Genomic DNA, 27,000 nt, shown 5'->3' with positions numbered 1-27,000 from the left:
GTGCCCGGCGTCGAGCAGGCCGTCGCGCTGGGGCTCACGCGCGACGAGTACCGGATGGTGTGCGACGAGCTGGGCGGGCGCGAGCCCAACGAGGTCGAGCTGGCGATGTTCTCGCTGCTGTGGAGCGAGCACTGCGCCTACAAGCACTCCAAGAAGCTGCTGCGCACGCTGCCCACCGAGGGTCCGGCGGTCGTCATGGGGCCGGGCGAGAACGCCGGCGCCGTGGACGTCGGCGACGGCTGGGCGGTCGCGTTCAAGGTCGAGTCGCACAACCACCCGTCGGCGGTCGAGCCCTTCCAGGGCGCGGCGACCGGCGTCGGCGGCATCCTGCGCGACATCTTCGCGCTCGGCGCGCGGCCGATCGCGGTGCTCGACTCGCTGCGCTTCGGCGAGCCGGAGTCCGAGCGCTCGCGCTACCTGCTCGATCGCGCCGTGGCGGGCATCGGCCACTACGGCAACTCGATCGGCGTGCCGACGGTCGGCGGCGAGGTCGTCTTCGAGGCCCCATACGAGACCAACTGCCTGGTCAACGCGATGGCCATCGGGCTCGCCAAGCAGGCCGACATGGTGCGCTCCGCCGCGGCGGGCGTCGGCAACGTGCTGGTGCTGTTCGGCGCGTCCACCGGCCGCGACGGCATCGGCGGCGCGTCGGTGCTGGCCTCGACCGAGCTGGACGTCGAGGACGACAGCAAGCGCCCGTCGGTGCAGGTCGGCGACCCGTTCGAGGAGTCCAAGCTCCTGGAGTGCTCGCTGGAGCTGCTGGCCTCCGGCTTGTTGGTGTCCTTGCAGGACCTCGGCGCCGCCGGCCTCACCAGCGCGGCGAGCGAGATGGCCGCCAAGGGCGAGGTCGGCCTCGACCTCGACGTGTCGAAGGTCCCGCTGCGCGAGGCCGACATGGAGCCCTTCGAGATCATGGTGTCGGAGTCGCAGGAGCGCATGCTCTGCGTCTGCACGCCCGGCAACGTCGACGCGGTCCTGGCCCTCTGCGAGAAGTGGGAGGTCAACGGCACCGCGATCGGGACCGTGACCGAGGGCAACCGCTTCCGCGTGCTGCGCGGCGACGAGGTCGTCGGCGACATGCCGGTGTCCGGCCTGGTCGACGACGCGCCGCTGTACGACCTCGCGCCGGAGAAGCCCGCCGCGGCGCTGTACCCCGCGCCCGCGGCCAAGCTCGGCTTCGAGGCCGACGTCCGCGAGGCGCTGATCGCGCTGCTGTCGTCGCCGAACCTCGCGTCGCGCCGGCCGTTGTTCCAGCAGTACGACCCGGTCGTGCAGTCGCGCACGGTCCGCCGTCCGGAGGAGGCCGACGCGGCCGTCCTGTGGCTGCGGGACATGGGCGACGACGCCCCGGCGATCGCCACGTCGATCGACGGCAACGGCCGCCGCGTCGCCGCCGACCCCTACTGGGGCACGATCGGCAACGCGCTGGAGTGCGCGGCGAACCTCGCCGCCGTCGGCGCCCGGCCGCTGGGCACGACCAACAACCTCAACTTCGGCAACCCCGAGAAGCCGCACGTCGCCTGGCAGCTGACCGAGGCCGTCCGCGGCCTGGGCGACGCGTGCCGCGCGCTGGAGGCGCCGATCGTCGGCGGCAACGTCTCGTTGTACAACGAGAACGCCGACGGGCCGATCTACCCGACGCCGGTCGTCGGCATGGTCGGCCTGCTGCCCGACCCGGCGCGCGCCGGGCGGCTGGGCTTCGCCGACGAGGGCGACGCGATCGCGCTCGTGGGCTGGAACGCCGATCCGTCGCTGGACGCCTCCGAGCTGGCCAAGCTGCGCGGCGAGGCGCTGCCCGACGGGCTGCCGCCGGTGGACGTCGACCACGTCCGCGCCACGCTGGACGCGGTTCGCGACGCGGTCCGCGCCGGCGAGCTGAGCAGCGCGCACGACATCGCCGAGGGTGGCCTGCTGGTCGCCGTCGCCGAGGCCTGCCTGGCCGGCGGCGTCGGCGCGTCGCTGGACCTCGGCGACGTCACCGACGTCTGGACCTCGCTGTTCGGCGAGCACCCCGGCGGCTTCGTCGTCTCCGGGCCGCGCGACGTCCTGGAGCGCCTGGCGGGCCGGACGCCCGTCGAGATCCTGGGCACCGTCGGGGGCCGCCATCTGGAGATCGCGATCTCCGACCTCGGCGAGCGCTGGTCGCTGGCCGAGCTGCGCGAGGCGAACGCCGCGCTCGCGCCGCTGTTCCCGTAAGGACACCAAGAACGCAAGGGACCGCCTCCGCGCTCGTACATCCGCCGAATGGCGGGCGCGGAGACGGTATGTGTCTGCGCCGGTTCGTAAGGTGCGCGCCATGCGCGCTCGACCCTCGGCAGGGGCGCGGGGGCTGGGTCTGGCGCTCGCGGCTGTCCTGCCGATCCTCGCGGTTCCCACGACGGCCCCGGCGGCGGTGTCGCGCACGGCCGCGACCGCCAAGGCGCTGAAGGCCCTGGACGTCAGCGGCGATCGCGCGGCGGTGCGCGTCTTCGCGACGCGCGCGACGGTGCCGGCCCGCACGACGATCACGCAGTCGGCCGCGCGCGCGGGCGCCGCGACGACGACCGACCGCGACACCGGCGTGCGCACCGCGCCCGCGGCGCGCGTCGCGCGCACGCCCGCCGAGCCGGTCTGGCTGTTCTACGCCGACCGCGGGCCGTTCCAGGCCTTCGAGCATCCCGGGCGGATCGCGCTGGTCGGCGCGCGCACCGGGCGCGTGACGCTCACCGCGACGCTGCGCTGGGTCCCGCTCGTCGGCGGCCGGCTGCCGGAGTTCTTCCGCGGCCCCGACGCCTACGAGGGCAAGCGCTTCCTGGTCTACGACCGGCCGTGGCCCGCGACGCCCAGCGCCGCCGCCGTGCGCCGCGCCGACGCCGCCGACGCCGCCGAGGCCGACCGCCGCGCCGCCGCCGCGCTGGCCGCGCAGCACGCCTGCGCGCTGCGCGTCTCGGACACGCTGGGCGACTTCTATGACTTCGGCCGCGTCGATCGCACGCGCGCGCAGCTCGGCCTGTTCCTCAAGCGCCTCTCGACGCTGGCGCCCGGCTTCCTCACCGAGCGCTACGTCGCGCACGACGGCACCACGCCGTCGGCCGCCGCGCAGCGCCTGATCGACCGCGGCGGCTGCCGCGACCTCCTGCTCTACGCCGCGGGCGGCGCCGCGCGCACCGGCGCGCCGGGCGTCGTCGTCGGCGTGCGCGCCGCGGCCGGCGGGCGGATCGCCTGGCAGACGCTGACCGCCGCCGACCTCGCGCGGCTCGTCAAGGCCAACCCGTCGGTGCGCTTCTCGCTGATCTTCGACGCGCCCTACACCGGGCGGATGGCCGCGGTCCTGCGCGGCGAGCCCAACGTCTCGGCGCTGCTGACCTCGGGCGGCCCGGACGAGCCGAGCTTCCGCTACCTGCCCGCGGTCACCGGCGCGGCGGGCGTCGTGCAGAACCCGGGCAACCCCCAGCACCTGCTCGAGTTCACCAACACCTTGATCGGCGGCCTCGGCCGCTTCGTGTCCGACGCCGCCGAGGTCGACCACGCCGTCGCCCAGCCGTCGGCCTCGTTCCTGGGGTGGATGCTCGGCCGGGCGGTCGGCCTCGCCGCGCCGCCGTTCGACCCGCTGCTGACCACGCCGATCGAGGTCCTGCCGGCCACGACCGCGCCGCCCGCGCCCGCGCCCGCCGCCCCCGCGCCGCCGGCCACGACGCCGACGCCGACCCCGGAACCGCCGGCGCCCCCGGTCAACCACGCGCCGATCGCCGTGGACGCCGCGCACGCCACCGACGAGGACACGCCGGTCTCGTTCACGCTGGAGGGCTCCGACCCCGACGGCGACCCGCTGACGTTCGCGGTCACCGCGCCGCCCGCCCACGGGACGGTCACCGCCGCCGGCCCCCGCGTCACCTACACGCCCGCGCCCGACTTCAACGGCACCGACCGGTTCACCTACACGATCTCCGACGGCCGCGGCGGCACCGCGACCGGGACCGTCGTCCTGACGGTCGCGCCGGTCAACGACGCGCCGGTCCTCGTCGCGAGCGCGGGCTCGGCGACGTTCACCGAGGACGGCCCGGCCGTCGCGGTCGACCCCGGTGTCACCGTCGGCGACGTCGACTCCGCGACGCTGGCGAGCGCGACCGTCGCGATCTCCGACGGCCTCGACGCCGCCCACGACGCGCTCGCGTTCTCCGACACGGCGTCGATCGCCGGCGACTACGACGCGGCCACCGGCGTGCTGACGCTCACCGGCGTCGCGCCCGCCGCCGACTACGAGACCGCGCTGCGCGCCGTCACCTTCACGACGACCGGCGACGACCCGTCGACCGCGCCGCGCACGCTCACGCTGCGCGCCGACGACGGCGCCGCCGAGCACCACCTCAGCGCCCCGGCCACACGCGCGCTGACGGTCGTCGCCGTCAACGACCCGCCGGTCCTGTCCTCCAGCGCGACCGGCGCCGTCGCCTACACCGAGGACGGCCCGCCGGCCACGATCGACCCCACCATCTCGATCGCCGACCCCGACTCGGCGCAGCTCGTGGGCGCGGCGATCTCGATCACCGCCGGCCACGAGGCCGACGACCGCCTGCGCTTCACCGACACCGCCCACATCTCCGGCACCTACGACGCGGCCGCCGGCATCCTGCGGCTCGACGGCTTCGCCACGCTCGCCGAGTACCGCGACGCGCTGCGCTCCGTCGCCTACGAGACGGTCTCCGACGTGCCGAGCACCGCCACGCGCACGATCGGCTTCCGCGTCGACGACGGCGCGATCGCCGACCATCTCTCCAACGTCGTCACCCGCGACGTCACGGTCGCCGCCCACGACGACGGGCCGCGGATCGCGACGTCGCCCGGCTCGGCCACGTTCTCCGAGGGCGGCGCGGCCGTCGCCGTCGACCCCGCCCTCACCGTCATGGACCCCGAGGGCGACGACCTCACCAAGGCCACGGTGACGATCGGCGCCGACGACCTGCGGGCCGGCGACGACCAGCTGTCGTTCACGCCCCAGAGCGGGATCATCGGCACCTACGTCCCGTCGAGCGGCGTGCTGACGCTGACCGGCACCGCCACCGCGGCGCAGTACCAGGCCGCGCTGCGCTCGGTGACGTTCGTCAGCGTGAGCAGCTCGCCCGGCACCGCGCGCACGATCGCCTTCAACGCCACCGACGACGGCGGCGCGACCGGCCCGGACGCCACCCGCGCGATCGCCATCGACCAGGTCAACGACGCGCCGGTCCTCGACGTCGGCTCCGGCAGCACGGCCTTCACCGAGGGCGACGACCCCGGCCCGGCCGTCGCGCCCGCGCTGACGGTCTCCGACGCCGACTCGCCGACGCTGGCCGGCGCGACGGTCACGATCACGACCAACCGCGACGCCGCGACCGACGTCCTGGACTTCGCCGACACCGCGACCATCGCCGGCACCTTCGACGCGGCCACCGGCACGCTGGAGCTGACCGGCGTCGACACGCTCGCCCACTACCAGGCCGCCCTGCGGTCGGTGCGCTTCCGCGCCACCGGCGACAACCCCGACGGCGCCACGCGCACGGTCTCGTTCGTGGCCGACGACGGCGAGGCCATCAACCACCTCAGCACGGCGGTCACGCGCGCCGTCACGGTCACGCCGATCAACGACGCGCCGACGATCACGACCGGCGCGACCCACGCGGCCTACACCGAGCGCGGCACGGCGGCCACGGTCGACGCCGCCGTCACGGTCACCGACCCGGACTCCACGAGCCTGCTCGGCGCGACCGTGTCGATCGCCGCCGGCTTCGCGTCCGGCGACACGCTGTCGTTCACCAACGGCTCCGGCATCACCGGCTCCTACAACACCGGCACCGGCCTCCTGACGCTGACCGGCACCGCCACCCTCGCGCGGTACCAGGCCGCGCTGCGCTCGATCACCTACAGCTCGACCAGCCACGACCCGGGCACGAGCCGCACGATCGGCTTCCGGGCCACCGACGCCGAGGGCGCCACCAGCGCCACCGCCACCCAGACCGTCGACATCACGCCGGTGGCCGACGCGCCGGTGGTGACGACCAGCGGCGGCTCCGCCGCGTTCCGCGCCGGCCAGTCGGGCACGACGACGGTCGACGGCGGCCTGACGGTCACCGACGCCGACAGCGCCGACCAGGCCGGCGCCACGATCAGGATCACCTCGGGCTACGCCGCCTCCGAGGACGTCCTGCGCTTCACCGACGCCAACGGGATCGCGGGCACCTGGGACGCGGCCACCGGCACGCTCACGCTGGCCGGCAGCGCGACGACCGCGCGGTACCAGGCGGCGCTGCGCTCGATCACCTACGACAACACGGCGACGATCCCGGACACCGCCGACCGCGTGGTCACGTTCACGGTCAGCGACACGTCGGGCACCGCCTCCGCCGAGGCGACGCGGACCGTCGCCGTCAGCGTCAACCAGGCGCCGGTCGTCGGGCCGGCCGGGTCGACGACCTTCCAGGAGACCCCGCTCGCCCCCGCCCCGAGCGACGCCGTCGCGATCGCCGCCGACCTGGACGTCACCGACGCCGACAGCGCCAACCTGGTCGGCGCGACCGTCACGCTCGCCACGCCCCGCGCCGAGGACGTGCTGGCGTTCGTCGACACCCCCAACATCACCGGCACCTACGACGCGGCCGCCGGCGTGCTGACGCTCACCGGGACCGACACGGTGGCCAACTACCAGGCGGCGCTGCGCGCGGTCACCTACCGCGACACCAGCGACGACCCCGACACGACCGACCGCATCGCGACGTTCGTGGTCGACGACGGCGAGGGCGTGCGGAACCTGAGCGCCCCGCTGGACCGGACGATCCAGATCGTGGCCGTCGACGACCCGCCGGTCGCGGGCAGCCCGAGCTTCGCCGGCAGCTCGCGCGCCGTCGGCAACACGACGCTGCTCGTGCACGACCCCGCCAACGGCGCCGCGCCGGCGGTCACCGGCCCGCGCAAGCAGGTCAGCGGGAACCTGCTGGCGACCGCGACCGACCCCGACTCCACCGACCTGACGGTCGTGCCCGCGACCGCGAAGGCGACGACGCACGGCGGCACGGTCGACCTGTACGCCAACGGCGACTTCGCGCTCCACCCGGCCGCCGGCTACACCGGCGACGAGACGTTCGCCTACACCGTCGACGACGGCGACGGCAAGACCGGCAGCGGTACCGCGACCGTCAACGTCCAGGACCCGGTCTGGTACGTCGACGCCAACGCGGCCGCGGGCGGCGACGGCCGCTCCGACCACCCGCTCAACGCGCTGACCGCGCTGAACGGCGCGGGCGGCAGCGGCGACTCCGACGCGGCCAACGACACCATCTTCCTGTACCCGGGCACCTACGACGGCGGCCTGCGGCTGGAGAACGGCCAGCAGCTGGTCAGCCAACGCGCCGGGCTGGCCGTCGGCGACGGCGGCTCGGGGAGCGTCACCCTCGTGCCCTCCGCGCCCGCCGGCGTGGGCTCCACGGTGGCGGGCGGCCTGACGCTCGCCACGTCCAACCGGCTCGACGGCGTCGACCTCGGCTCCACCGCCGGCACCGGCGCGGCCTACGCGCTGACCGGCACCTCGGTCGGGACGCTCACGATGAACCCGACGACCTCGGCGACGATCGACAACCCGGCCGGCGGCGCGATCAGCATCGGCGGCACGGGCAACGTCCTCGGCGTCGCGCTCGCCACGCTGTCCTCCTCCGGCTCCACCGGCCGCGGCGTGTGGATCACCGGCGCGAAGGGGACCCTGACCGCCGCCGCCGGCACGATCGCCGGCGCGACCGCCGCCGACGTCCAGCTCACCGACGACGACGGCCTCACCGCCACGCTCGGCACGACGATCAGCGACACGGCCGGCACGCTCGTCGACGTCGCCGACCAGAACGCCGGCACGGTCACGTTCGCCGGCCCGATCTCCGGCACGACCACGGGCGCCGCCGTCTCGCTGTCGGCCAACGCCGGCGCGACGCTCGCGTTCACCGGCGGCGTGGACGTCACCGCCACCGGCGCCACCCCGGCGCTGTCGGCCACGGGCGGCGGGGTGCTGACGGTCACGGGCGCGTCCAACCGGCTGACCGGCGCCGCCGGCGGCGCGCTCGCGGTCCGCAACACGACGATCGGCAGCGCCGGGCTGACCTTCCAGAAGCTCGCCGCGTCCGGCGCGGCCAACGCGGTCGTGCTCGACACGACCGGCTCGACCGGCGGCCTGACGGTCACCGGCACCGGCGTCCCCAACTCGGGCGGCACGATCCAGGGCGCGTCCGGCGCGGGCGTCCTGCTCAACGCGGTCGGCGCCCCGGTCAGCCTCACCGACATGAAGATCGACGGCGGCGGCGACGACGGCCTGCGCGCGACGAACGTCACCGGCGGCCTGACCCTCGCCACCGACGCCTTCACCAACAACGGCAACGCCACCGGCGAGCGCGGCCTGGACCTCACGGGCGTCACCGGCACGATCGCGCTGACGAACCCGACGATCAGCGGCAACGCCGAGGACGGGCTGCGCCTCGTCAACGGCTCCGGCACCGCGGCGCTCTCGATCGCCGGCGGCACGATCAGCGACCAGTCGGCGGTCGGCACGGGCAACGACGGCGTGCAGGTCGTCGGCACCGGCTCGGGCTCGCAGTCGGTGACGATCGGCGGCGGCACGACGTTCTCCAACAACCGCGGCGACCACGTGCAGGTCTTGACCGACACGGGCTCGACCGCCACGCAGACGATCTCGATCAGCGGTACGTCCATGACCTCGCCCGCCGGTGGCATCCTCGGGGGCGGCATCACGATCTCCCCGGCCGGCAGCGGCGCCATCACCTCGACCATCACCAACAACACGATCACCGGCGCGATGGCCGGCGCGATCGTCAACACGATCGCCGGCGGCTCGTCCACGCTGCGGTCGACGATCACCAACAACACGACGACGTCGCCCGGCGCCGACGGCGTCCAGCTCTACGCGCGCGCCGCCGGGACGCTGACCGCGCTGGTCAGCGGCAACGTCCTGCGCACCTACGACTTCGCGGGCGTCGAGATCCAGCAGGGCGACGGCAACGGCGCCGTCAACGCCACCGTCAAGGCCAACACGATCACGGCGCCGGCCGTCGACGCGGTCGCCGGGATCTACGCCGAGGTCGGCACGACGACGGGCGACAGCGGCACGTCGTGCCTGGACGTCGGCGACACGACCGCCGCGCTGGCCAACAGGCTCGGCGGCAGCCTCGCGGCGGACGGCATCTCCGACCTCTACCTCGCGCAGCGGGAGAGCACCACGGCGCAGCTGCCCGGCTATGCCGGCGGCGCGGTGCCGGCGTACCTCGTCGCCCGCAACAACGGCAACAGCACGCCGACGGCGAAGGCCGTCGGGACCTTCACCGCGGGCCCCGCGTCCTGCCCGCAGCCCTAGGAGAACGACGATGGCCCAACCCTTCCTGGGCGAGCTCCGGCTCATGTCCTTCAACTTCCCGCCCAAGGGCTGGGCGCTGTGCAACGGCGCGGCCCTGGCCATCAACCAGAACCAGGCGCTGTTCTCGCTGCTGGGCACCATGTACGGCGGCAACGGGCAGACGACGTTCATGCTGCCCGACCTGCGCGGCCGCGTCCCGGTCCACGCCGGCAACGGCTGGAGCCAGGGGACGTTCGCCGGCACGGACGCCCACACGCTGAACGTCAGCGAGCTGCCCGCTCACGGGCACGCGCTGCAGCTGTCCGCGTCCGACGCCGACAGCACCGTCCCGACCGGTCACGTGCTCGCCGCGACCAACAACGGCTACGCGCCCGGCAGCCAGAACCGGACGACGCTGGTGGCCGGGACCGTCGCGGCCAGCGGCAGCGGCCAGGCCCACGAGAACCGGCCCCCGTTCCTGACGCTGAGCTGGTGCATCGCCACCCTCGGCATCTACCCCTCGGTGAACTGACATGGCCACGCCCTACGTCGGCGAGATCCGCATCTTCGCCGGCACCTTCGCCCCGCTCAACTGGGCGTTCTGCGACGGTCAGCTCCTGCCGATCAGCGAGAACGAGACGCTCTACCAGCTGATCGGCACCACCTACGGCGGCGACGGCGACCAGACCTTCGCGCTGCCCGACCTGCGCGGCCGGGCGCCCAAGCACCAGGGCACCGGCTCCGGGGGCAGCAACACCTACACCATGGGTCAGTCCGGCGGGGCCGAGTGGGTCACGCTGAACGTCGGGCAGATCCCCAACCACCGGCATCTGCTCCTGGCCACCACCGGCTCGGGCACGACCGCGGACCCAGCGGGCAACATCCTCGCCTCGAGCCCGTCGACGTCGACCTACGTCGACGGCGTCACGCCGGGCGACGCGCTTGCCGCGGCGTCGGTCGGCGCGCGCGGCGGCAACCTGCCCCACGACAACCTGATGCCGTACCTGGCCGTCAACTACATCATCAGCCTCTACGGCATCTTCCCCTCCCAGACCTGAGCCATGGCCGATCCATTCGTCGCCGAGATCCGCGTCGTCGCCTTCACCTTCGCCCCCAAGGGGTGGGCGACGTGCGACGGCCAGATCCTCCCGCTGTCCCAGAACACCGCCCTGTTCTCGCTGCTGGGCACGACCTACGGCGGCGACGGCAGGTCGAACTTCGCGCTGCCCGACCTCGAGGGGCGCACCGCGATCCACCGGGGCCAGGGGCCGGGGCTCGACGACTACTGGCAGGGCAGCAGCGGCGGCAGCGAGACCGTGACGCTGCTGGAGAGCGAGATGCCCCAGCACGGCCACGCGCTGCAGGCCGACGGCACCGACGTCGCCAACCAGACCGCGGCGACCTCGACGCGCGCGCTGGCGCGGTCGCGGCCGGGCAAGCGCTACCAGACCGACGTCAACGCGAACCTCGTCGCCGGCGATCCCGAGAGCGTGTACCCGACCGGCAGCAACGCGCCCCACGACAACCTGCCGCCGATGCTGGTGTTGAAGTACGTCATCGCCCTGCAGGGGAGCTTCCCGCAGCGCCCGTGACCGCCGCGACGATCACCCTGCGCCCGGCGGGCGACGACGACACCGCGTTCTTCGCGGCGCTCTACGCGAGCACGCGCGAGGAGGAGCTCGCGCCGACGCCGATGACGCGCGAGCAGAAGGACGCGTTCCTGGCCCAGCAGTTCGCGGCGCAGACCGCGCACTACGCGCGGTCGCGCGCGGGCGCGGCGTTCGACGTGGTGCTGGTCGACGGCGAGCGCGCCGGGCGGCTGATCGTCGACGAGCAGGGCGACGGCGAGATCGGGATCGTCGACATCTCGCTGCTGCCCGCCCACCGCGGGCACGGCGTCGGGACGCGGCTGCTGGCGCCGATCCTGGAGCGCGCGGAGGCGCTCGGGCGCCCGGTCGGCATCCACGTCGAGCGCTTCAACCCGGCGCGGCGGCTCTACGAGCGGCTCGGGTTCGCGGTCGTCGACGGCGACGGCGTGTACGACAAGATGGTGTGGTCGCCGTCCGGCGCCGCCCGCGATCAGCCGAAGACGGCCTCGTAGCGCGTGCCCGCCGCGTCCCGCCCCACCGGCACCAGGAAGAGCTCCAGCGGCCCGAGCGCGTCGTGCTCCAGGCGCTGGATGCGCTGGGCCAGGACCGGCTCCACCGGGCCGCGGAACAGCAGCGAGAACGGCGTGCGCCGGCCCTCGGCGTCGGTCGGCGGCGCGTCGGCGGGGTGGGCGGTGGCCTCGATCAGCTCCAGGTCGAGGCGCAGCTCGGCGTCCACCAAGATGTACGTGTCGCCGAGCGTGGGGGCGAAGGAGGCGACGGTCAGCCGATCGAGCATCGGGGGCCGATTATGACCGAGATCACCCGCCGCTCCCTGCTGCGCACCGGCGCGACCGCCACGGCCGTCGCGATGGTCGGCGTGCGCCCGTGGGACGCCGCGACGGCGTCGGCCGCCGCCGTGCCGGTCGGCCCGCTGCGCCGCTCGGACTACGCCGGGCTGACCGCGACCGACTTCGCCGTCGTCGACGGCCCGGCGGGCGCGCGCCTGACGCTGGCGTCGGTCTCCGACGTCGCGGGCGCCGCGCACAGCGTCGCGCTGCGCGGCAGCGAGGATGCGTTCGTGTTGGCCTTCTCGGGCGACGCGGGCCTGGACTCCGGCATCCACACGCTCGAGCACGCGCGGCTCGGGCGCTTCGAGCTGTTCGTCTCGCCGGTCGGCGCCCAGGCCCAGCGCGGCTACGAGGCGGTCATCGACCGCTCGGTCGGCGCGCCGCCCTCGCCGCCGCGCGGGCCGGAGCCGACGACCTCCGAGCCCGCGCGCGACGAGCCGACGGCCGCCGCCGCACGGGCCCTGGCGCCCGCGGCCGCCGCGACCGCCGGCACGAGCGACGGGGTGCCCGCGGGCGTGCCCGCCGCCGGCACGCCGTCGTCGCCCAAGCGCGCGGTCGCCCCGCTGCGCTCGCCCCAGGTCCTGCGCAAGGCCACCGTCCGCCGCCGCGGCCGCGGCGCCCGCGTCGACCTCGCGCTGCTGCCCGCCGTGCACGCCAAGACCGTCCGCGTCGCCCTGGCGCGCGGCGGCAGGACCGTCGCCCGCGCCACGCACGCCGTGCGCGACCGGCGCGCCGCCGTCGTCCTGCGGACCGCGAGCCACCTCCCGGCCGGGCGCTACACGCTGAGCGTCACCGCCGTGACGGCCGCCGGCGAGGCGACGACGCAGCGCCTGCGGATCACCGTGCGCTGAGCGCCTGACGGGCCATCGCGCCCGAGTGGGTACGCCGTCAGACGTGCGATCCGCGGAGATCCTCGTCGGCCTGCTCGGGGCCGTCACCGTCCTGGCCGGCACGGCGCGACGGATCGGCCTCCCGTCGCCGATCGTGCTCGTCGTCTGCGGCGTGCTCGTGGCGCTGGTCCCCGGGCTGCCGTCGGTGCGCCTGGACCCGAACCTGATCTTCTTCATCTTCCTGCCGCCGCTGGTCTACGGCGCGGGCTTCAACTCCAGCGCGCGCGACCTGCGCGCGCAGGCGCGGAGGATCGGCGTGCTGGCGATCGGGCTGGTCGCCGCGACGACGGTCGCGGTCGCGGTGGCCATGAAGATCGTCGTGCCGGGCTTCGGCTGGCCGGAGGCGTTCGTGCTCGGCGCGATCCTCGCGCCGACCGACCCGGTCGCGGCCACCGCGATCATGAACCGCCTGCGGGTCGACCCGCGCCTGAACGCGATCCTCGAGGGCGAGTCGCTGGTCAACGACGGCACCGGCCTCGTGCTCTACCGCCTGGCGGTCGCGACGACGGTCTCGGGCACGTTCAGCCTGCTGGACGGCGCGTGGCAGCTCGTGGCCACCGGCGTCGGCGGCGTCGCGCTCGGCCTGGCGGTCGGCTGGCTGATCAACCTGCTGCGCGGCCGCGTGGACGACGCGCCGATCGAGATCACGCTGTCGCTGTTCACGCCGTACGCGGCCTACATCGCCGCGGAGGCGGCCGACGTGTCCGGGATCCTCGCCGCGGTCGCCGCGGGCCTCTACCTCGGCTCGCGCCGCGACGGGCTGTTCAGCGCGACCGCGCGCATCGAGGCCCAGGGCTTCTGGAACGCGTTGATGTTCATCTTGGAATCGACGCTGTTCCTGCTGATGGGGTTGCAGTTCCGCGACGTCGCCGACGGCATCGAGAAGCTCGACCCGGGGCGCGTGACGCTCACGGTGCTCGTCACGCTGGCCGTCGTGCTCGGGCTGCGGGTCGTCTGGATGTTCTCGGTCGGCCCGCTGCTGCGCCGGGCGATCCCGGGCGAGCCGCGCGAGGAGCCGCCGGAGCTCAGCCAGGGCGAGCGCCTGGTCGCCGGCTGGTCGGGCATGCGCGGCGCGGTCTCGCTGGCCGCCGCGCTGGCGATCCCCGCGGCCGTCGACGGCGGCGGGCCGTTCCCGCAGCGCTCGCTGATCATCTTCACGGTCTTCTGCGTGATCGTCGTCGGCCTGCTGCTGCAGGGGCTGACGCTGCCGCTGCTGATCACCCGGACCGGCATCGGGCGCGACGAGGCCGACGACGCCGCCGACGAGGCCCGCGCCCGCGCGGCCGCGGCGACCGCCGCGCTGGAGCGGCTGGACGAGATGCGCGAGGAGGCCGACGGCGACGACCGCGCGACCGAGCACCTGCGCGAGCTCTACGAGGCGCGGCTGGGCCACGCCAGCGCGCCGCAGGACGCCAGCGGCGACCAGGATCGCGAGCACGTCGAGGCCTTCCAGCGCCTGCGCGAGGAGCTCCTGCGCTCCGAGCGGGCGGCGCTGCACGAGCTCCACGCGCGCGGCGAGATCTCGGAGGATGCGCTGAGAACGGTCGAGCGCGACCTGGACCTGCAGGAGGCGCGGCTGGACTAGCGCCGCGATCGCCGCGCCCGTTGCTACCCTCCGGCGTGCCGCCGTCGTCCTCGCCCGCGCCCTTTCCTGGGACGGGGCGGTCCTCATGACCGAGCTGAACACCCCTCTCGACGAGCGCGACGGCCCGCGCGACGAGTGCGGCGTCTTCGGGATCTACGCCCCCGAGCACGACGTCTCCCGCCTCGCCTACTTCGCGCTGTACGCGCTCCAGCACCGTGGGCAGGAGTCCGCGGGGATCGCCGCGGCCGACCGCGGCGGCTACATCATCACGCAGCGCGCGCTGGGCCTGGTCAACCAGGTCTTCAAGGAGCACGACCTCCGTGCCCTGGCGGGCGACCTGGCCATCGGCCACGTCCGCTACTCGACGACCGGCTCCAACGAGTGGGAGAACTCGCAGCCCGTGCACCGCAGCGCGGGCAGCGGCGGCAACCGCGAGCTGGCGCTGGCCCACAACGGCAACCTCATCAACGCCGTCGAGCTGCACGCCGAGCTGCGCGCCCAGGGCGTCCAGTTCAGCTCCACCTCGGACTCGGAGATCATCGCCGCGATGATCTCGACGAACCCGGCCGAGAAGCTCGAGGACGCGGTCGCCGCCGTCCTGCCGCGGCTGAAGGGCGCGTTCTCCACGGTCGTCATGACCAAGGACAAGGTCGTGGCCTTCCGCGACCCGGCCGGGCTGCGACCGCTGGCGCTGGGCCAGCTCGACGACCGCTTCGTCGTGGCGTCGGAGTCCTGCGCGTTCGACATCATCGGCGCGAAGTACCTGCGCGACGTGGCGCCGGGCGAGATGGTCACGCTCAGCGAGCGCGGGTTGTCCACCAAGATGGTCGTCGAGGGCGAGCGCGAGGCGTTCTGCGTCTTCGAGTACATCTACTTCGCGCGGCCCGACTCGCGCATGAACGGCCAGCTGCTGCAGGCCGCGCGCGGGCGCATGGGGGAGATCCTGGCGCGCGAGGCGCCGGCGCCGAGCGCCGACCTCGTCATCGCGGTGCCGGACTCCGGCAACCCGGCCGCCCGCGGCTTCGCCCGGGTGGCGGGCCTGCCGCAGGACGACGGGCTGATCAAGAACCGTTACGTCGCGCGCACGTTCATCCAGCCGGGCCAGGAGCTGCGCAAGCACGGCCTGCGGATGAAGTTCAACCCGCTGCCGGAGATCGTCGGCGGCAAGCGCCTCGTCGTCGTGGACGACTCGATCGTCCGCGGCAACACCACGCGCCAGATCGTGCAGATGCTCCGGGACGCCGGCGCGCTGGAGGTCCACATGCGGATCTCGGCGCCGCCGATCAAGCACCCCTGCTACTACGGCATCGACATGTCCAAGCGCGAGGAGATGATCGCGCACGAGCGGACGCCCGAGCAGGTCGCCGCCGAGCTGGGCGTCGACTCGCTGGCCTACCTCTCGCTGGACGGCGTCTACGAGGCGGTCAACGGCGACCGCGGCCGCCACTGCGACGCCTGCTTCTCCGGCGAGTACCCGCTGCCGGGCACCGAGCACGGGCAGTCCAAGGACGCGTTCGAGCTGCCGCTGGTGTCGACGCGCGCCTAACCGCGCGCGCCGACGTGTCCGACATCGTGGGGTAGGCGTCCTTGCCGCCACGGGCGGCGGGCGCCACGATGGTGCGCGATGCGCGTCGTCGTCCTCGCCCTCCCCAACGCCCAGTCGCTCGACGTCGTCGGCCCGCTGGAGGTCTTCGACACCGCGGCGCGGGTCGTCGCGGCGCGCGGCGGCGAGCGTCCGTACGAGGTCGCGATCGTCGCCCCCGGCGGCGGCTTCGTGCGCTCCTCCTCCGGGTTGGCGCTCGGCGCCGACCCGCTGCCGCGCGGCGCGGTCGACACGATCGTCGTCGCGGGCGGCGCGGGCGTGCGCCACGCCGGCGGCGACGATCCCGGCATCGCCTGGCTGCGGCGCGCCGCCCCGCGCGCCCGGCGGGTGACGTCGGTCTGCACGGGCGCGTTCGCGCTGGCGGCCGCCGGGCTGCTGGACGGGCGCAGCGCGACGACGCACTGGGCCTACCGCGCGGCGCTGGCGCGCGACTTCCCCGCGGTCCGCGTCGATCCCGACGACCCGATCTACGTGCGCGACGGCGGCGTCTGGACCTCGGCGGGCGTGACCGCCGGGATGGACCTCGCGCTGGCGCTGGTCGAGGACGACCTGGGCTCCGAGGTCGCGCTGGAGGTCGCCCGCTGGTTGGTGGTGTTCTTGAAGCGGCCGGGCGGCCAGGCGCAGTTCAGCGCCGGGCTGGCCGCGCAGACGGCCGTCGCCGCGGCGGCCGCCGGGCGCGAGCCGCTGCGCGAGCTGGGCGCGTGGATGAACGACCACTTGAGCGCGGACCTCTCGGTCGGCGCGCTGGCCGCGCGGGCGTGCCTGAGCGAGCGGCAGTTCACGCGCGCGTGGCGCGCCGAGACCGGCCAGACGCCGGCGGCCTACGTGGAGACGCTGCGCGTCGAGCGGGCGCGGGCGCTGCTGGAGGACGGCGTCGCGGTCGACACCGCCGCGCGCGAGAGCGGCTTCGCGAGCGCCGAGGTGCTGCGGCGCGTGTTCCACCGGCGGCTCGGCGTCGCGCCGTCGGCCTACAGGGAGCGGTTCAGCCGAGCCGCGTGACCAGGAAGGACACCATGTTGGACATCGTCATCCCCATCTACGACGACTTCACCGCGCTGGACGCGATCGGGCCCTACGAGGTGCTCTCGCGCGTCGGCGGACGGGTGCGCTTCGTGGCGCCGTCGGCCGGACCCGTGCGGACCGACAACGGCATGTTGTCCGTGAACGCCGAAGCCGCTCTGAGCGACGTGGCCTCCGCCGACGTCCTGGTCGTCCCGGGCGGCGTGGGCACGCGCCCGCTGACCGAGGACCCGATGTGGCTCGACTGGCTGCGGGCGATCGACGCGACGACGACCTGGACGACCTCGGTCTGCACCGGCTCGCTGCTGCTCGGCGCGGCCGGGCTGTTGGAGGGGTTGCGGGCGACGTCGCACTGGCTGGAGCTCGAGACGCTGCGCCAGTACGGGGCCGAGCCGACCGGCGAGCGCGTCGTCGAGCAGGGCAAGGTCATCACCGCGGCCGGCGTCTCGGCGGGCATCGACATGGCGCTGACGCTCGCGGCGCGGATGATCGGGGAGGACGGCGCCAAGGCGATCCAGCTGGGCATCGAGTACGACCCGCAGCCGCCGTTCGACGCCGGCTCGGTCGAGAAGGCCGACCCGAAGCTCGTCGAGCTGATCCGCGCCGCGGTCGGCGCGCGCGAGGCGGCGTCGCGGGAGCGCTCGGCGCCCGCCGCCGCCGCGGGCACGGGCGCCGCGTAGGCGCCGCGCGGTTCGTCACGGCGGCGCGCGGTTCCGGAGGGGATCCGGCCACGGCCGAACGATTGCCTCCGGAGCCGTCGCTATGGTCCGACGCCCGCATGGATCCGCGCGCCGCCCTCCACCAGCACTTCGGCTTCGCCGACTTCCGCCCCGGCCAGGAGGCCGCGGTCACGGCCGCCGTCGAGGGGCGCGACGTGCTGGTGGTCATGCCCACGGGCGCGGGCAAGTCGCTCTGCTACCAGCTGCCCGCGCTGATGCGCGACGACCTCACGATCGTCGTCTCGCCGCTGGTCTCGCTGATGCAGGACCAGGTCGAGGCGCTGGAGCGCCGTGCGCCGGGCGCGGCGGGCGTCATCAACTCCCAGCAGGACGCGGCGTCCAACGCCGACGTCCTCGCGCGGGCGCGCGCGGGCTCGCTGAAGCTCCTGTACGTCGCGCCCGAGCGGTTCTCGTCGCCGGGGTTCCTGGAGGCGATCCGGACCGTGCCGATCGGGCTGTTCGTGGTCGACGAGGCGCACTGCGTCTCGCAGTGGGGCCACGACTTCCGCCCCGACTACTTCCGGCTGGCCGACGCGGCGCGGTGGCTGGGCGCCCAGGCGCTGGTCGCCTCGACGGCGACCGCCACGCCGCAGGTCGCGCGCGACATCGTCGCGCGGTTGGGCCTGCGACAGCCGACGGTGGTCACCACGGGCTTCGACCGGCCCAACCTGTCGTTCTCGGTCGTCCCGTGCGCGACGACCGCCGACAAGCACGCACGGATCGCCGCCGCGCTGCGCGAGGACGGCGCGCGCCCGGCGATCGTCTACGCGGGCACGCGCAAGGCGTGCGACGCGCTGGCGCAGCGGCTGGGCGTGGAGCTGGAGATCGAGGTGCTGTCCTACCACGCGGGCCTCGGCCGGGCCGAGCGCGCCGACGTGCAGCGCCGGTTCATGGGCGGCGACGTCGAGGTCGTCGTGGCGACCAACGCGTTCGGCATGGGCGTCGACAAGGCCGACGTGCGGACGGTCGCCCACGAGGTCGTGCCGCCGTCGATCGAGGCCTACTACCAGGAGGCCGGGCGCGCGGGGCGCGACGGCGCTCCGGGGCGCGCGCTGCTGTTCGCCGAGAAGCGCGACAAGTCGCTGCACGTGTTCTTCATCCAGCGCGCCGAGGTCAGCGACGGGGTCCTCGACCAGGTCGCCGGGCGGCTTCTGGGCGCGGCCGTCGACGGCCGCTTCGATGTCGCGGTCTCCTACCTGGACGATGAGCCCGAGCGCGTGCGCGCGATCGTCGGGCACCTCGCGCGGGCGGGCGTCGTGCAGCCGGCGCCGTCGCCGATGGACCGCGTGCGCGGCCGGGTGGTCGGGACGTGGGACGGGCGCACGCAGGCGCTCGCGCGCGCGTCGGCGGCCGAGGGCGGCCGCGCGCGGTGGCGCCAGTACCGCGCGGTCTGGGCGTTCGTCGAGGGCGACGCGTGCCGGCGGCAGACGATCCTGCGCCACTTCGGGGACCCGGCGGCGCCGGCGCCCGAGGTCGCGTGCTGCGACGTCTGCGATCCGTCGCTGATCCCGGCGGCGCCGTCGCGCGCGCTGGCCGGCGCCGCCGGCGCGGCGCGCGGCGGGTCGAGCCGGTCGGGCACCGCGCGCCACGAGACGATGGACGCCGCGATCCTCGCGGTCGTCCGCACGGCCAAGCCGTCGATCGGGCGCACGCGCGTGGCCGAGGTGCTGCGCGGCGGGCAGGCGAAGGCGATCGTCCGCAACGCCTGGGACGAGCTGCCCGAGTACGGGACCTACGCGCACCTGAGCGCCAAGCGCGTCGTGGACCGCATCGACGCGATGATCGAGGAGGGCCTGCTGGCGTCGACCGGCGGCGCCCGCCCGACGCTGAAGGCCACGGCCCAGGCGCCGCCGCCCGCCGATCCCGACGGGCAGTCGTCGCTGTCGTTCGAGGCCGCCTGAGATGGAGCGACAGCTGCGCGTCGGCGTCCTGGCCTCCGGGGGCGGGACCAACCTCCAGGCCCTGCTCGACCACGTCCACGGCTACGAGGCCAAGATCGTGGCGGTGGCGTCCGACCAGCCGGACGCGGGCGCGCTGGAGCGCGCGGGGCGCGCGGACGTCCCGGCGAGCGTCTTCCCGCGCGGCGCCTACCCGGATCGCGCGACCCGCGACCTCGCGATCGCCGACTGGCTGGAGGCCCAGGGCGTCGAGTTGGTGGTGTTGGCCGGCTACATGGCGATCCTCGGCGAGCCGTTCATCGCCCGCTTCCGCGACCGCATCATCAACGTCCACCCGTCGCTGCTTCCGGCCTTCCCCGGCCTGGCCGCCGTCCAGCAGGCCATCGACCACGGCGCCAAGGTCGTCGGCGTGACCGTCCACTTCGTCGACGAGGGCGTCGACACCGGCGCGATCATCCTCCAGCGCGCGATCGAGCTGCCCCAGGACGAGGACGCCGCCGCCGTCCTGGCCGCCATGCGGCCGCTCGAGCACACGCTGCTCCCCGAGGCCGTGCGCCTCATCGCCGCCGGGCGCCTCCAGCGCGATCCGGCCAACCCACGCCGGATCCGGATCACGGACTAGCGGCACGGCGTACCCCGCCGACCAGCAGCCACAGCCACGCCAACGCGCAGGCAACGACGGCGCGCTGTCGCACACCGCCAACCGACGGCCCGATCAGCAGGCCGATGACCGTCGCCAGGGCGGCGACGCCAAGAAGGACCGCCACCCACATGGCGAACCGCCGATCGGCGCGGCGGGCCGCCGTGCCGCTCGCGATCGCGGCGGCGGCGAGCGCGGCGGTCACGAGCCCTGAGCCCAGGTCATGCAGGCGGCCCGACGTCGTCCGTGCCACACCGCGCGGTAGCTCGCCCGCGACCGTCTGCGTCGGGAAGAGCGCCAGCACCACCACGCCGATGGCGGCGACGCCAACGAGCACGGCGACACCCGGTGCGATCGCCCGGTCGGATCTCGCCGGGTGGGCTAGGACGGTCGTCGCGGCAAGGCCCAGCGCGATCGCCCAGCAGGCCAGACCGACATCCATCACCCACCCGGCGTTGCCGTGGACGAGCTCCGACAGCTGATGCCGCAGCGGCCCACGCTCGGGTTCCGCGATCTGCGCCACCGCGACGCAGGCGACGAATCCGCACAGCAGACCGCGGACCGCGGTCGGCGCGACGCCGGGCCTCATTCCTGAGGTTGAGGTGGGCCGACCACGGCGGTCGCCGTCTCCGGCTGCGGCGGCTTCTGCCCGAAGTGCCGCTCGACGATCGCCGCGCGCTGGTCCGGCGTGTTCGGCGGGTGGACGGCCGACAGCGTCCTCACCTCGGGCAGCGGCACGAAGTATCGCGTCAGGCCGTCCTGCGCCACGACCTTGAGCCCGGGTCGGATCGAGACGTCGACGACCAGTCCCGAGCGCTCGCGGCCGCGCGCATCCTCCCACCGCACCCATGCGCCGAGTCCGATCGGCGCGGCGAGCACGAAATCGAGCGCGCCGTTGAGCCGCGGTGCCAGGTACTGGACGGCCGCGAACGCGATGCCCGTGCCGCCCAGCGCCTCGAACGCGGTCGGCAGCGTCTTGTCCCCCGAGAACGAGTTGCCGACGGCGACGATGACGATCGCCAGGAAGAGCGAGAGGGAGACGAGGACGACAAGCTCGCACAGCCCGCGGTGGAAGACCCACACCTGGGCGACACGGCGTTGGCCGGCGAGCTTGCTGTCGTCCAGCGCCCAGATCGGTCGTCCGAACCGTCCCAGGGCGGTCGGGAGCACGTAGTACCAGTCGACCATGCTCGAAACCAACATCATGCCGACCCCCACGGTCACCGTGCCCGCGGTGAACGCCGCGGCGGCGGAGTCGATCCCGTCGTCGAAGCTGGGCGTCGCCCACCGCAGGACGCTGACGACCAGGGGGATGCCGAACCCGAGGGCGAGAGACCATCTCGCTCGTCGGTCGCCCGCGCGCCGATCGGTGCTCTTCTCCCGGCCACGCGATCGGACGTGGTAGGCCATCGCCAGCCCGACGCACACGGAGAGTCCGAGGATCAAGATGATCGTGTTGGGCAGGCCGGACCGAGGACCGCAGAGCAAGGAGGCAAGCGACGCGGCAATCGCCAAGAGGAAAGCCTGGGTCGGAACGGCCGCCTGCTGCTCCACGGCGGAGGATTATTCTCGAATCCGGCTGATCGCGCACGAATTCTTCGTCGTGTGCCCGGACCAGCGGCCGCGGTACCGCGCCGGGCCCGTGGCCCGGCGCGTTCCGCGGGCCGCCCGCCGCCACCCCGTCCCAAGCGCGACGAGCGGCCCAGCGAAGCCTTCAGTCGTCGCCGCCGCCGGGTTCGCCGGGGATGCGGCTGCCGATGGGGTCGGAGCGGTCGTCGGGCGCGTCCGCGCGGGTCGCGCCCGCGCCGGCGCCGTGGTCGCCGACGGCGCCTTCGGGGTCCTCGCCCTGGCCGGGCGCGCCGCGGGTCTCCTTCCAGTCGCCGGCCGCGTCCGGCGTCGCCTCCATGCGGCGGGCCTCGGCGGCCTTCTGCGCGTGGTGGATGTGGTCGTCGAGCTGGTCGAGATGGTGCTCCAGGCGGTCGGCCTCGCGCTCGAGGCTGGCGGCGGGGTCCGCGGTCGGTCCGGTCTCGCTCATGCCTTCGGACTTCCCGCCCGCGCCGCATCGCACTCGCGCGAAAGGTCGCGCCTGGGAGGCATCGCGGGCGGGCGAGAGGTCCGCTCGGCGCGGCGCCTACTCGACGCGCCAGACCGTCGCGGTCTCCAGCGCGGTCAGCCGCCAGCGGCCGTCGTCGCCGCGGGCGGCGCGCAGGTCGTAGTGGGCACCCAGCTCGGTCGGCCCGGGCGCGGTGCCCTCGGAGCGGACGAAGTGGCCGGTCATGTGGGCGCCGATCCGCGCGTGGTCGCCGTCGACCTCGACGACGACGCTGCCCATCAGGTGGTGCGTCGGCAGGTCGTGGTTGCGCCGCGCCTGGGCGACGACGGCGTCGCGGCCCTCGGCCGTGCCGCCGGGCGTCGTCGCGCGGATGTCGGGCGCGAACAGCGTCGCGGGATCCTCGGCGGTCAGGCCGTCCAGCCAGCGGGCCAGGCGCCCGACGAGGTCGGTCAGCTCGGCGTGGTCGGCCGACGCGCGCACCTCGGCGCGCAGCGCCGCGAGCTCGTCGGTCGGGGTGGGGGAGATGGAGGTCATGGTCCTGCGCCTTTCGTTGGTTACTACAACGTTGGTGATCCCAACGGTAGCACGAGAACGTTGGCGCCGCCAACGATGTACGCTCCGGCCCTCATGGAGAACGAGCGCGACGCCCCGCGGCGCCTCTGGGCGCTCCCGTCCTGGCTGGTCTCGCGCGCCGCGCTGCAGGCCTCTCGGCTGACCGGCGAGCGCCTCGGCCAGGCCGGCGTGCGCCGCAAGCACTTCTCGGTCCTCGCGACGCTCGACGAGGCCGGCCCGCTGAGCCAGGCGGCGATCGGCCGGCGGCTGGGGCTCGACCGCAGCGACCTGCACGCGATCGTCGGCGACCTCGAAGGCGACAGGCTCGTCGCGCGCACCCGCGACCCCGAGGACCGGCGGCGCAACGTCGTCGCGCTCACCCCCAAGGGGCGCGCGACGCTCGCGCGCCTCGACGCCCGCGTCCAGGCCGCCCAGGACGACCTGCTCGCTCCGCTTTCGGCCGCTGAGCGAAAGCAGCTCGTCGCCCTGCTCACGCGGGTCGTGGAGCACCACGCCGACCCCGGCGGCTGAAACGGCTTCCAATAGCATCTGTGGCATGGCCTCCGAGACCTCGCCCGAGGCGCCCACCGCGCCCGGCGCCGTCCGCATCCAGCGCGCTCTCCTGTCGGTCTCCGACAAGCGGGGGATCGTCGACTTCGCGCGCGGGCTCGCCGAGCTCGGCGTCGAGATCGTCTCGACGGGCGGGACCGCGGCGGCGCTCGCCGAGGCCGGGCTCGACGTCCGCCCGATCGACGACTTCACCGGCTTCCCGGAGATCATGGACGGGCGCGTCAAGACGCTCCATCCCAAGCTCTACGCGGGCCTGCTCGCCGTCCGCGAGAACGAGGCCCACCTCCAGCAGGCCGAGGCCAACGACATCGAGTTCGTGGACCTGATCTGCGTCAACCTGTACCCCTTCGAGCGCACGGCGGCCAAGCGCGGGGTCGGCGAGGCCGAGGTGATCGAGAACATCGACATCGGCGGCCCGACGATGCTGCGCGCGGCGGCCAAGAACCACGCCTACGCCGCGGTCGTCGTCAAGCCGGAGGCCTACGACGCCGTGCTCGAGGAGCTGCGCGACTCCGGCGGCACGCTCTCGATGCCCACGCGCGAGTCGCTCGCCGCCGAGGCCTTCGCCTACACCGCGCGCTACGACACCGCGATCGCCCGCTGGTTCGCCGAGAAGTCGGAGGACTTCCCGCCGCTGTTCATCCGCGCCTACGAGAAGGTCGTCGACCTGCCCTACGGCGAGAACCCGCACCAGCGCGCCGCCTACTACTCGCAGGTCGGCACGCGGATGAACGTGCTCAGCCAGGTCAAGCAGCACCACGGCAAGCAGATCTCCTACAACAACATCTTGGACCTCGACAGCGCCCGCGCGATGGTGCGCGACTTCGAGGTCCCGGCGTGCGCGATCGTCAAGCACAACAACCCGTGCGGGGTCGCGCTGGGCGCGTCCGTCGAGGAGGCCTACGCCAACGCGTTCGCGTGCGACCCGGTCGCCGCCTACGGCGGCGTCATCGCGCTCAACCGCCAGGTCGACAAGGCCACCGCCGAGCGGCTGCACCAGCAGTTCATCGAGGTGTTGATCGCCCCCGGCTACGACGACGACGCGCTCGCGGTCCTCACGCAGAAGGTCAACATCCGCGTCCTGGAGGACCAGGAGCGGCGCCTCCCGGCGCTCGGCGAGCCGGAGATCCGCCAGGTCACCGGCGGCCTGCTCGTCCAGGACCGCGACACGTCCCGCGACGAGCGCGACGACATGGAGGTCGTCACCGACCGCCGCCCGTCCGAGCAGGAGTGGGCCGACCTGCTGTTCGCCTGGCGCATCGCGCGCCACGTCAAGTCCAACGCCATCGTCATCGCGCGCGACCTCGCGACGCTCGGCATCGGCGCCGGGCAGATGTCGCGCGTGGACTCCGTGCGGCTGAGCGTCGAGAAGTCGCGGGCCGAGACGCTGAAGGGCGCCGTGCTGGCCTCCGACGCGTTCTTCCCGTTCGCCGACGGCCCGCGGCTGGCCGTCGAGGCCGGGGTCACCGCGATCGTCCAGCCCGGTGGCTCGGTGCGCGACGACGAGGTCGTCGCCGCCGCCCAGGAGGCGGGCGTGGCGATGGTCTTCACCAAGCGCCGGCACTTCCGGCACTAGGCGCGGATCGGCATGGACCGGCTCGGCTCCGACCCGCCCGGCCCCTACGAGGGCGTCGTCGGCTACTCGCGCGTGGTCCGCTCCGGCCCGCACGTGTGGGTCGCCGGCTGCACGTCGGTCGACGAGCACGGCATGGTCCACGGCGACACGCCGGGCGAGCAGATGGAGATCGCGCTGGCGGCGGTCCTGAGCGCGCTGGAGCGCGTCGGGGCGAGCGCGAAGGACGTCGTCCGCACCCGGATGTTCACCACCGACATCTCGCGCGCCGACGAGATCGGCCGCGCCCACGGGGCGGTCTTCGGGGACGTCCGGCCGGTCACCGCGATGTGCGAGGTCAGCGGCTTCATCGACCCCAGGATGTTGGTCGAGGTCGAGGCCGACGCGTACGTCGAATAGGACGCGCGCGCCGATTTCCGCTCCGAGCAGGGACTTCGTTTTCCGTCCGAACCATCGCGCAACCTTCGGCGCCGCGTGAGCGCCACGAAGTCCATCGCCCGACACGGATTGCGGGCGTGGCAGGCCTCCGCGCTCGAGGCGATGAGCACATGGGAGTCGGGGCCCTTCCTGATCTCTGCGGCGCCGGGCGCGGGGAAGACCCGCCCGTCCATCGAGATCGCCAACCGGATGCTGCGAGCCAAGCTCGTCGACCGGGTCGTGGTCGTCTGCCCGACGACGCCGCTGACGCGCCAGTGGGCGCTGGCGGCCGGCAAGCTCGGCCTGCACCTCCAGCCGGACTCCAACGAGCTCGTGCCGCCGCGCGACTTCCACGGCGTCGCGGTCACCTACGCGAAGGTCGCGATGGTCGCCGCCAAGTGGGGCGCGCAGTGCACGGGCCGGACGCTGGTCGTCGCCGACGAGGCCCACCACCTCGGCGAGGAGCTGGCGTGGGGCGAGGGCTTCGCGCTGGCCTTCCGCAACGCCGCGCGCTGGCTGCTGCTGTCCGGGACGCCGTTCCGCTCCGACGCCTCGCCGATCCCGGGCGTGCGCTACGACGCCGAGGGCATCGCGATCTCCGACATCGCCTACACCTACGCCGACGCCGTCCGCGACGGGATCTGCCGTCCGGTGACGTTCATCCCCTACGACGGGACGCTGCAGTGGCGCTCCGGCGACGACGTCATCGAGGCCGGGTTCGACACGGTGCTGTCGACCCGCGAGGCCTCGCGCCGCTACCGGACCGCGATCTCCGCCGAGCTGGCCGACGGGTTACCGCGCATCCTCGGCGCCGCGCACGCCAAGCTCCAGGAGGCGCGCGGGGCCGGGCACCGCGACGCGGGCGGCCTGGTCGTCGCCGCCGACTCCGACCACGCGCGCAAGATCGCCAAGCTGCTGAAGGACATCACGGGGAAGTCGCCCACGGTCGTCCTGCACACCGAGGCGGGCGCGCACAAGAAGCTCCAGGCCTTCACCGACAGCAGGGACGAGTGGATCGTCGCGGTCAACATGGTGTCCGAGGGCGTCGACATCCCGCGCCTGCGCGTCGGCGTGTACGCCAGCGCCGCCAAGACGCCGCTGATCTTCCGCCAGGTCGTCGGCCGCTTCGTCCGGACGATCGTCGGCCGCCCCGCGGAGATGTCGTGGCTCTACCTGCCGGCCGACCCGATCCTGCGGCGCCACGCGTCCGACGTCGACAACGAGTTGGCCCCGCTGCTGCGCCGGCGCGAGTCCGACGAGGAGCTGTTCGAGGAGCGCGAGCCGCGGCGCGAGACCGAGAAGTCCGAGGCGGTGGAGTTCGTCGCGCTGAGCGCCGACGTGTCGCCGACGTCGCAGATGTCGCTGTTCGGCGGGGCGCCGGCGGTGACGCCGGTCGCGCCGGTGCCCGCGATCGTGGCGGACTTCGCGCCGGCGGTGCCGGACGCCGATGGCGGCGCCCCGCCCGCGCCGGAGTCGCGGCTCTCGGCCTTCGAGCGCCGCGACATCCTGCGCGACAAGCGCCACCGCCTGGTCGCCGACCTCGGCCGCCGGGAGCGCCGCCCGCACAACCAGATCAACGCCTGGCTGAACCAGGAGATCGGCGTCACGCGCGTCGAGGACGCGACGATCGAGCAGCTGGAGCGGTCGTGCTCGCTGCTGCTCGACGCGCTGGCGGGCAAGGTCACCGCCGGGCGGTAGTACGG

At 74.4% G+C, this 27,000-nt stretch carries 22 protein-coding genes; 17 read left to right on the top strand and 5 right to left on the bottom strand.

Annotated elements, in window-relative coordinates:
• The 6 genes from purL to VFG42_RS23430 all read left to right on the top strand — a co-directional run bounded on the left by purL (nucleotide 1) and on the right by VFG42_RS23430 (nucleotide 11,441).
• The gene (gene purL / locus VFG42_RS23455) at nucleotides 1-2,196 is read left to right on the top strand and encodes a phosphoribosylformylglycinamidine synthase subunit PurL (protein WP_324911256.1); all 2,196 of its coding nucleotides are present in this window, start codon (nucleotides 1-3) and stop codon (nucleotides 2,194-2,196) included.
• A gap of 100 nt (nucleotides 2,197-2,296) precedes the next feature.
• Nucleotides 2,297-9,361 carry a tandem-95 repeat protein gene (locus tag VFG42_RS23450; protein WP_324911255.1) on the top strand — a complete coding sequence of 2,355 codons (7,065 nt, stop codon included), beginning with the start codon at nucleotides 2,297-2,299 and terminating at the stop codon, nucleotides 9,359-9,361.
• Nucleotides 9,362-9,371: 10 nt separating this feature from the next.
• Entirely contained in the window at nucleotides 9,372-9,872 is a 501-nt protein-coding gene (locus VFG42_RS23445) for a phage tail protein (protein ID WP_324911254.1), read from the top strand.
• A 1-nt stretch (nucleotide 9,873) separates the two neighbouring features.
• Nucleotides 9,874-10,398 (top strand): phage tail protein, encoded by a 525-nt coding sequence (locus VFG42_RS23440; protein ID WP_324911253.1) that lies wholly within the window; start codon nucleotides 9,874-9,876, stop codon nucleotides 10,396-10,398.
• Between the two features lie 3 nt (nucleotides 10,399-10,401).
• The gene (locus tag VFG42_RS23435; RefSeq protein ID WP_324911252.1) at nucleotides 10,402-10,932 is read left to right on the top strand and encodes a phage tail protein; all 531 of its coding nucleotides are present in this window, start codon (nucleotides 10,402-10,404) and stop codon (nucleotides 10,930-10,932) included.
• Complete coding sequence (locus tag VFG42_RS23430) at nucleotides 10,929-11,441, top strand: GNAT family N-acetyltransferase (protein WP_324911251.1); 513 nt, start codon at nucleotides 10,929-10,931, stop codon at nucleotides 11,439-11,441. Before VFG42_RS23435 ends, VFG42_RS23430 begins: the two co-directional genes overlap by 4 nt.
• Here the strand turns inward: VFG42_RS23430 and VFG42_RS23425 are convergent.
• A complete protein-coding gene (locus VFG42_RS23425) occupies nucleotides 11,420-11,725 on the bottom strand; it encodes a DUF6916 family protein (RefSeq protein ID WP_324911250.1) in 306 nt (101 codons plus the stop codon). The two genes, VFG42_RS23430 and VFG42_RS23425, sit on opposite strands and share 22 nt — an antisense overlap.
• Before the next feature lie 12 nt (nucleotides 11,726-11,737).
• On the opposite strand from VFG42_RS23425, the gene VFG42_RS23420 reads away from it, so the two are divergent.
• The 7 genes from VFG42_RS23420 to purN all read left to right on the top strand — a co-directional run bounded on the left by VFG42_RS23420 (nucleotide 11,738) and on the right by purN (nucleotide 20,114).
• Nucleotides 11,738-12,628: a DUF6916 family protein gene (locus VFG42_RS23420; protein ID WP_324911249.1), complete on the top strand. Its 891-nt coding sequence runs from the start codon at nucleotides 11,738-11,740 to the stop codon at nucleotides 12,626-12,628.
• 43 nt (nucleotides 12,629-12,671) lie between these two features.
• Nucleotides 12,672-14,252 (top strand): Na+/H+ antiporter, encoded by a 1,581-nt coding sequence (locus VFG42_RS23415; protein ID WP_324911248.1) that lies wholly within the window; start codon nucleotides 12,672-12,674, stop codon nucleotides 14,250-14,252.
• An 85-nt stretch (nucleotides 14,253-14,337) separates the two neighbouring features.
• Nucleotides 14,338-15,798: an amidophosphoribosyltransferase gene (gene purF, locus VFG42_RS23410; RefSeq protein WP_324911246.1), complete on the top strand. Its 1,461-nt coding sequence runs from the start codon at nucleotides 14,338-14,340 to the stop codon at nucleotides 15,796-15,798.
• A 78-nt stretch (nucleotides 15,799-15,876) separates the two neighbouring features.
• Nucleotides 15,877-16,854 (top strand): GlxA family transcriptional regulator, encoded by a 978-nt coding sequence (locus VFG42_RS23405; protein WP_324911245.1) that lies wholly within the window; start codon nucleotides 15,877-15,879, stop codon nucleotides 16,852-16,854.
• A gap of 17 nt (nucleotides 16,855-16,871) precedes the next feature.
• Nucleotides 16,872-17,555, top strand: a complete 684-nt coding sequence (locus VFG42_RS23400) for a DJ-1/PfpI family protein (protein ID WP_349260453.1) — start codon at nucleotides 16,872-16,874, stop codon at nucleotides 17,553-17,555.
• A gap of 98 nt (nucleotides 17,556-17,653) precedes the next feature.
• Nucleotides 17,654-19,495, top strand: a complete 1,842-nt coding sequence (locus tag VFG42_RS23395; RefSeq protein ID WP_324911243.1) for an ATP-dependent DNA helicase RecQ — start codon at nucleotides 17,654-17,656, stop codon at nucleotides 19,493-19,495.
• Between the two features lies 1 nt (nucleotide 19,496).
• Nucleotides 19,497-20,114 (top strand): phosphoribosylglycinamide formyltransferase, encoded by a 618-nt coding sequence (purN, locus tag VFG42_RS23390; RefSeq protein WP_324911242.1) that lies wholly within the window; start codon nucleotides 19,497-19,499, stop codon nucleotides 20,112-20,114.
• On the opposite strand, the gene VFG42_RS23385 is transcribed toward purN, so the two are convergent.
• The 4 genes from VFG42_RS23385 to VFG42_RS23370 all read right to left on the bottom strand — a co-directional run bounded on the left by VFG42_RS23385 (nucleotide 20,104) and on the right by VFG42_RS23370 (nucleotide 22,719).
• Nucleotides 20,104-20,721 (bottom strand): DUF998 domain-containing protein, encoded by a 618-nt coding sequence (locus VFG42_RS23385; protein WP_324911241.1) that lies wholly within the window; start codon nucleotides 20,719-20,721, stop codon nucleotides 20,104-20,106. The two genes, purN and VFG42_RS23385, sit on opposite strands and share 11 nt — an antisense overlap.
• Nucleotides 20,718-21,578 (bottom strand): hypothetical protein, encoded by an 861-nt coding sequence (locus VFG42_RS23380; RefSeq protein ID WP_324911240.1) that lies wholly within the window; start codon nucleotides 21,576-21,578, stop codon nucleotides 20,718-20,720. The genes VFG42_RS23385 and VFG42_RS23380 overlap by 4 nt, the downstream gene beginning before the upstream one ends.
• A gap of 268 nt (nucleotides 21,579-21,846) precedes the next feature.
• Nucleotides 21,847-22,167 carry a hypothetical protein gene (locus VFG42_RS23375; protein WP_324911239.1) on the bottom strand — a complete coding sequence of 107 codons (321 nt, stop codon included), beginning with the start codon at nucleotides 22,165-22,167 and terminating at the stop codon, nucleotides 21,847-21,849.
• 96 nt (nucleotides 22,168-22,263) lie between these two features.
• A complete protein-coding gene (locus VFG42_RS23370) occupies nucleotides 22,264-22,719 on the bottom strand; it encodes a nuclear transport factor 2 family protein (RefSeq protein WP_324911237.1) in 456 nt (151 codons plus the stop codon).
• A 93-nt stretch (nucleotides 22,720-22,812) separates the two neighbouring features.
• Between VFG42_RS23370 and VFG42_RS23365 the strand changes: the two genes are divergently transcribed.
• From VFG42_RS23365 to VFG42_RS23350, 4 genes are all read left to right on the top strand, one after another.
• Nucleotides 22,813-23,268 carry a MarR family transcriptional regulator gene (locus VFG42_RS23365; RefSeq protein ID WP_324911236.1) on the top strand — a complete coding sequence of 152 codons (456 nt, stop codon included), beginning with the start codon at nucleotides 22,813-22,815 and terminating at the stop codon, nucleotides 23,266-23,268.
• Between the two features lie 25 nt (nucleotides 23,269-23,293).
• Entirely contained in the window at nucleotides 23,294-24,883 is a 1,590-nt protein-coding gene (gene purH / locus VFG42_RS23360) for a bifunctional phosphoribosylaminoimidazolecarboxamide formyltransferase/IMP cyclohydrolase (RefSeq protein ID WP_324911235.1), read from the top strand.
• 12 nt (nucleotides 24,884-24,895) lie between these two features.
• The gene (locus VFG42_RS23355) at nucleotides 24,896-25,279 is read left to right on the top strand and encodes a RidA family protein (RefSeq protein WP_324911234.1); all 384 of its coding nucleotides are present in this window, start codon (nucleotides 24,896-24,898) and stop codon (nucleotides 25,277-25,279) included.
• Between the two features lie 75 nt (nucleotides 25,280-25,354).
• A complete protein-coding gene (locus VFG42_RS23350) occupies nucleotides 25,355-26,995 on the top strand; it encodes a DEAD/DEAH box helicase (protein ID WP_324911233.1) in 1,641 nt (546 codons plus the stop codon).
• Nucleotides 26,996-27,000: the final 5 nt, after the last annotated feature.

Origin of the sequence: Baekduia sp., assembly GCF_035685985.1 — a bacterium.
Classification (GTDB): domain Bacteria; phylum Actinomycetota; class Thermoleophilia; order Solirubrobacterales; family Solirubrobacteraceae; genus Baekduia.
This window is presented reverse-complemented; position numbering and strand designations above follow the sequence as displayed.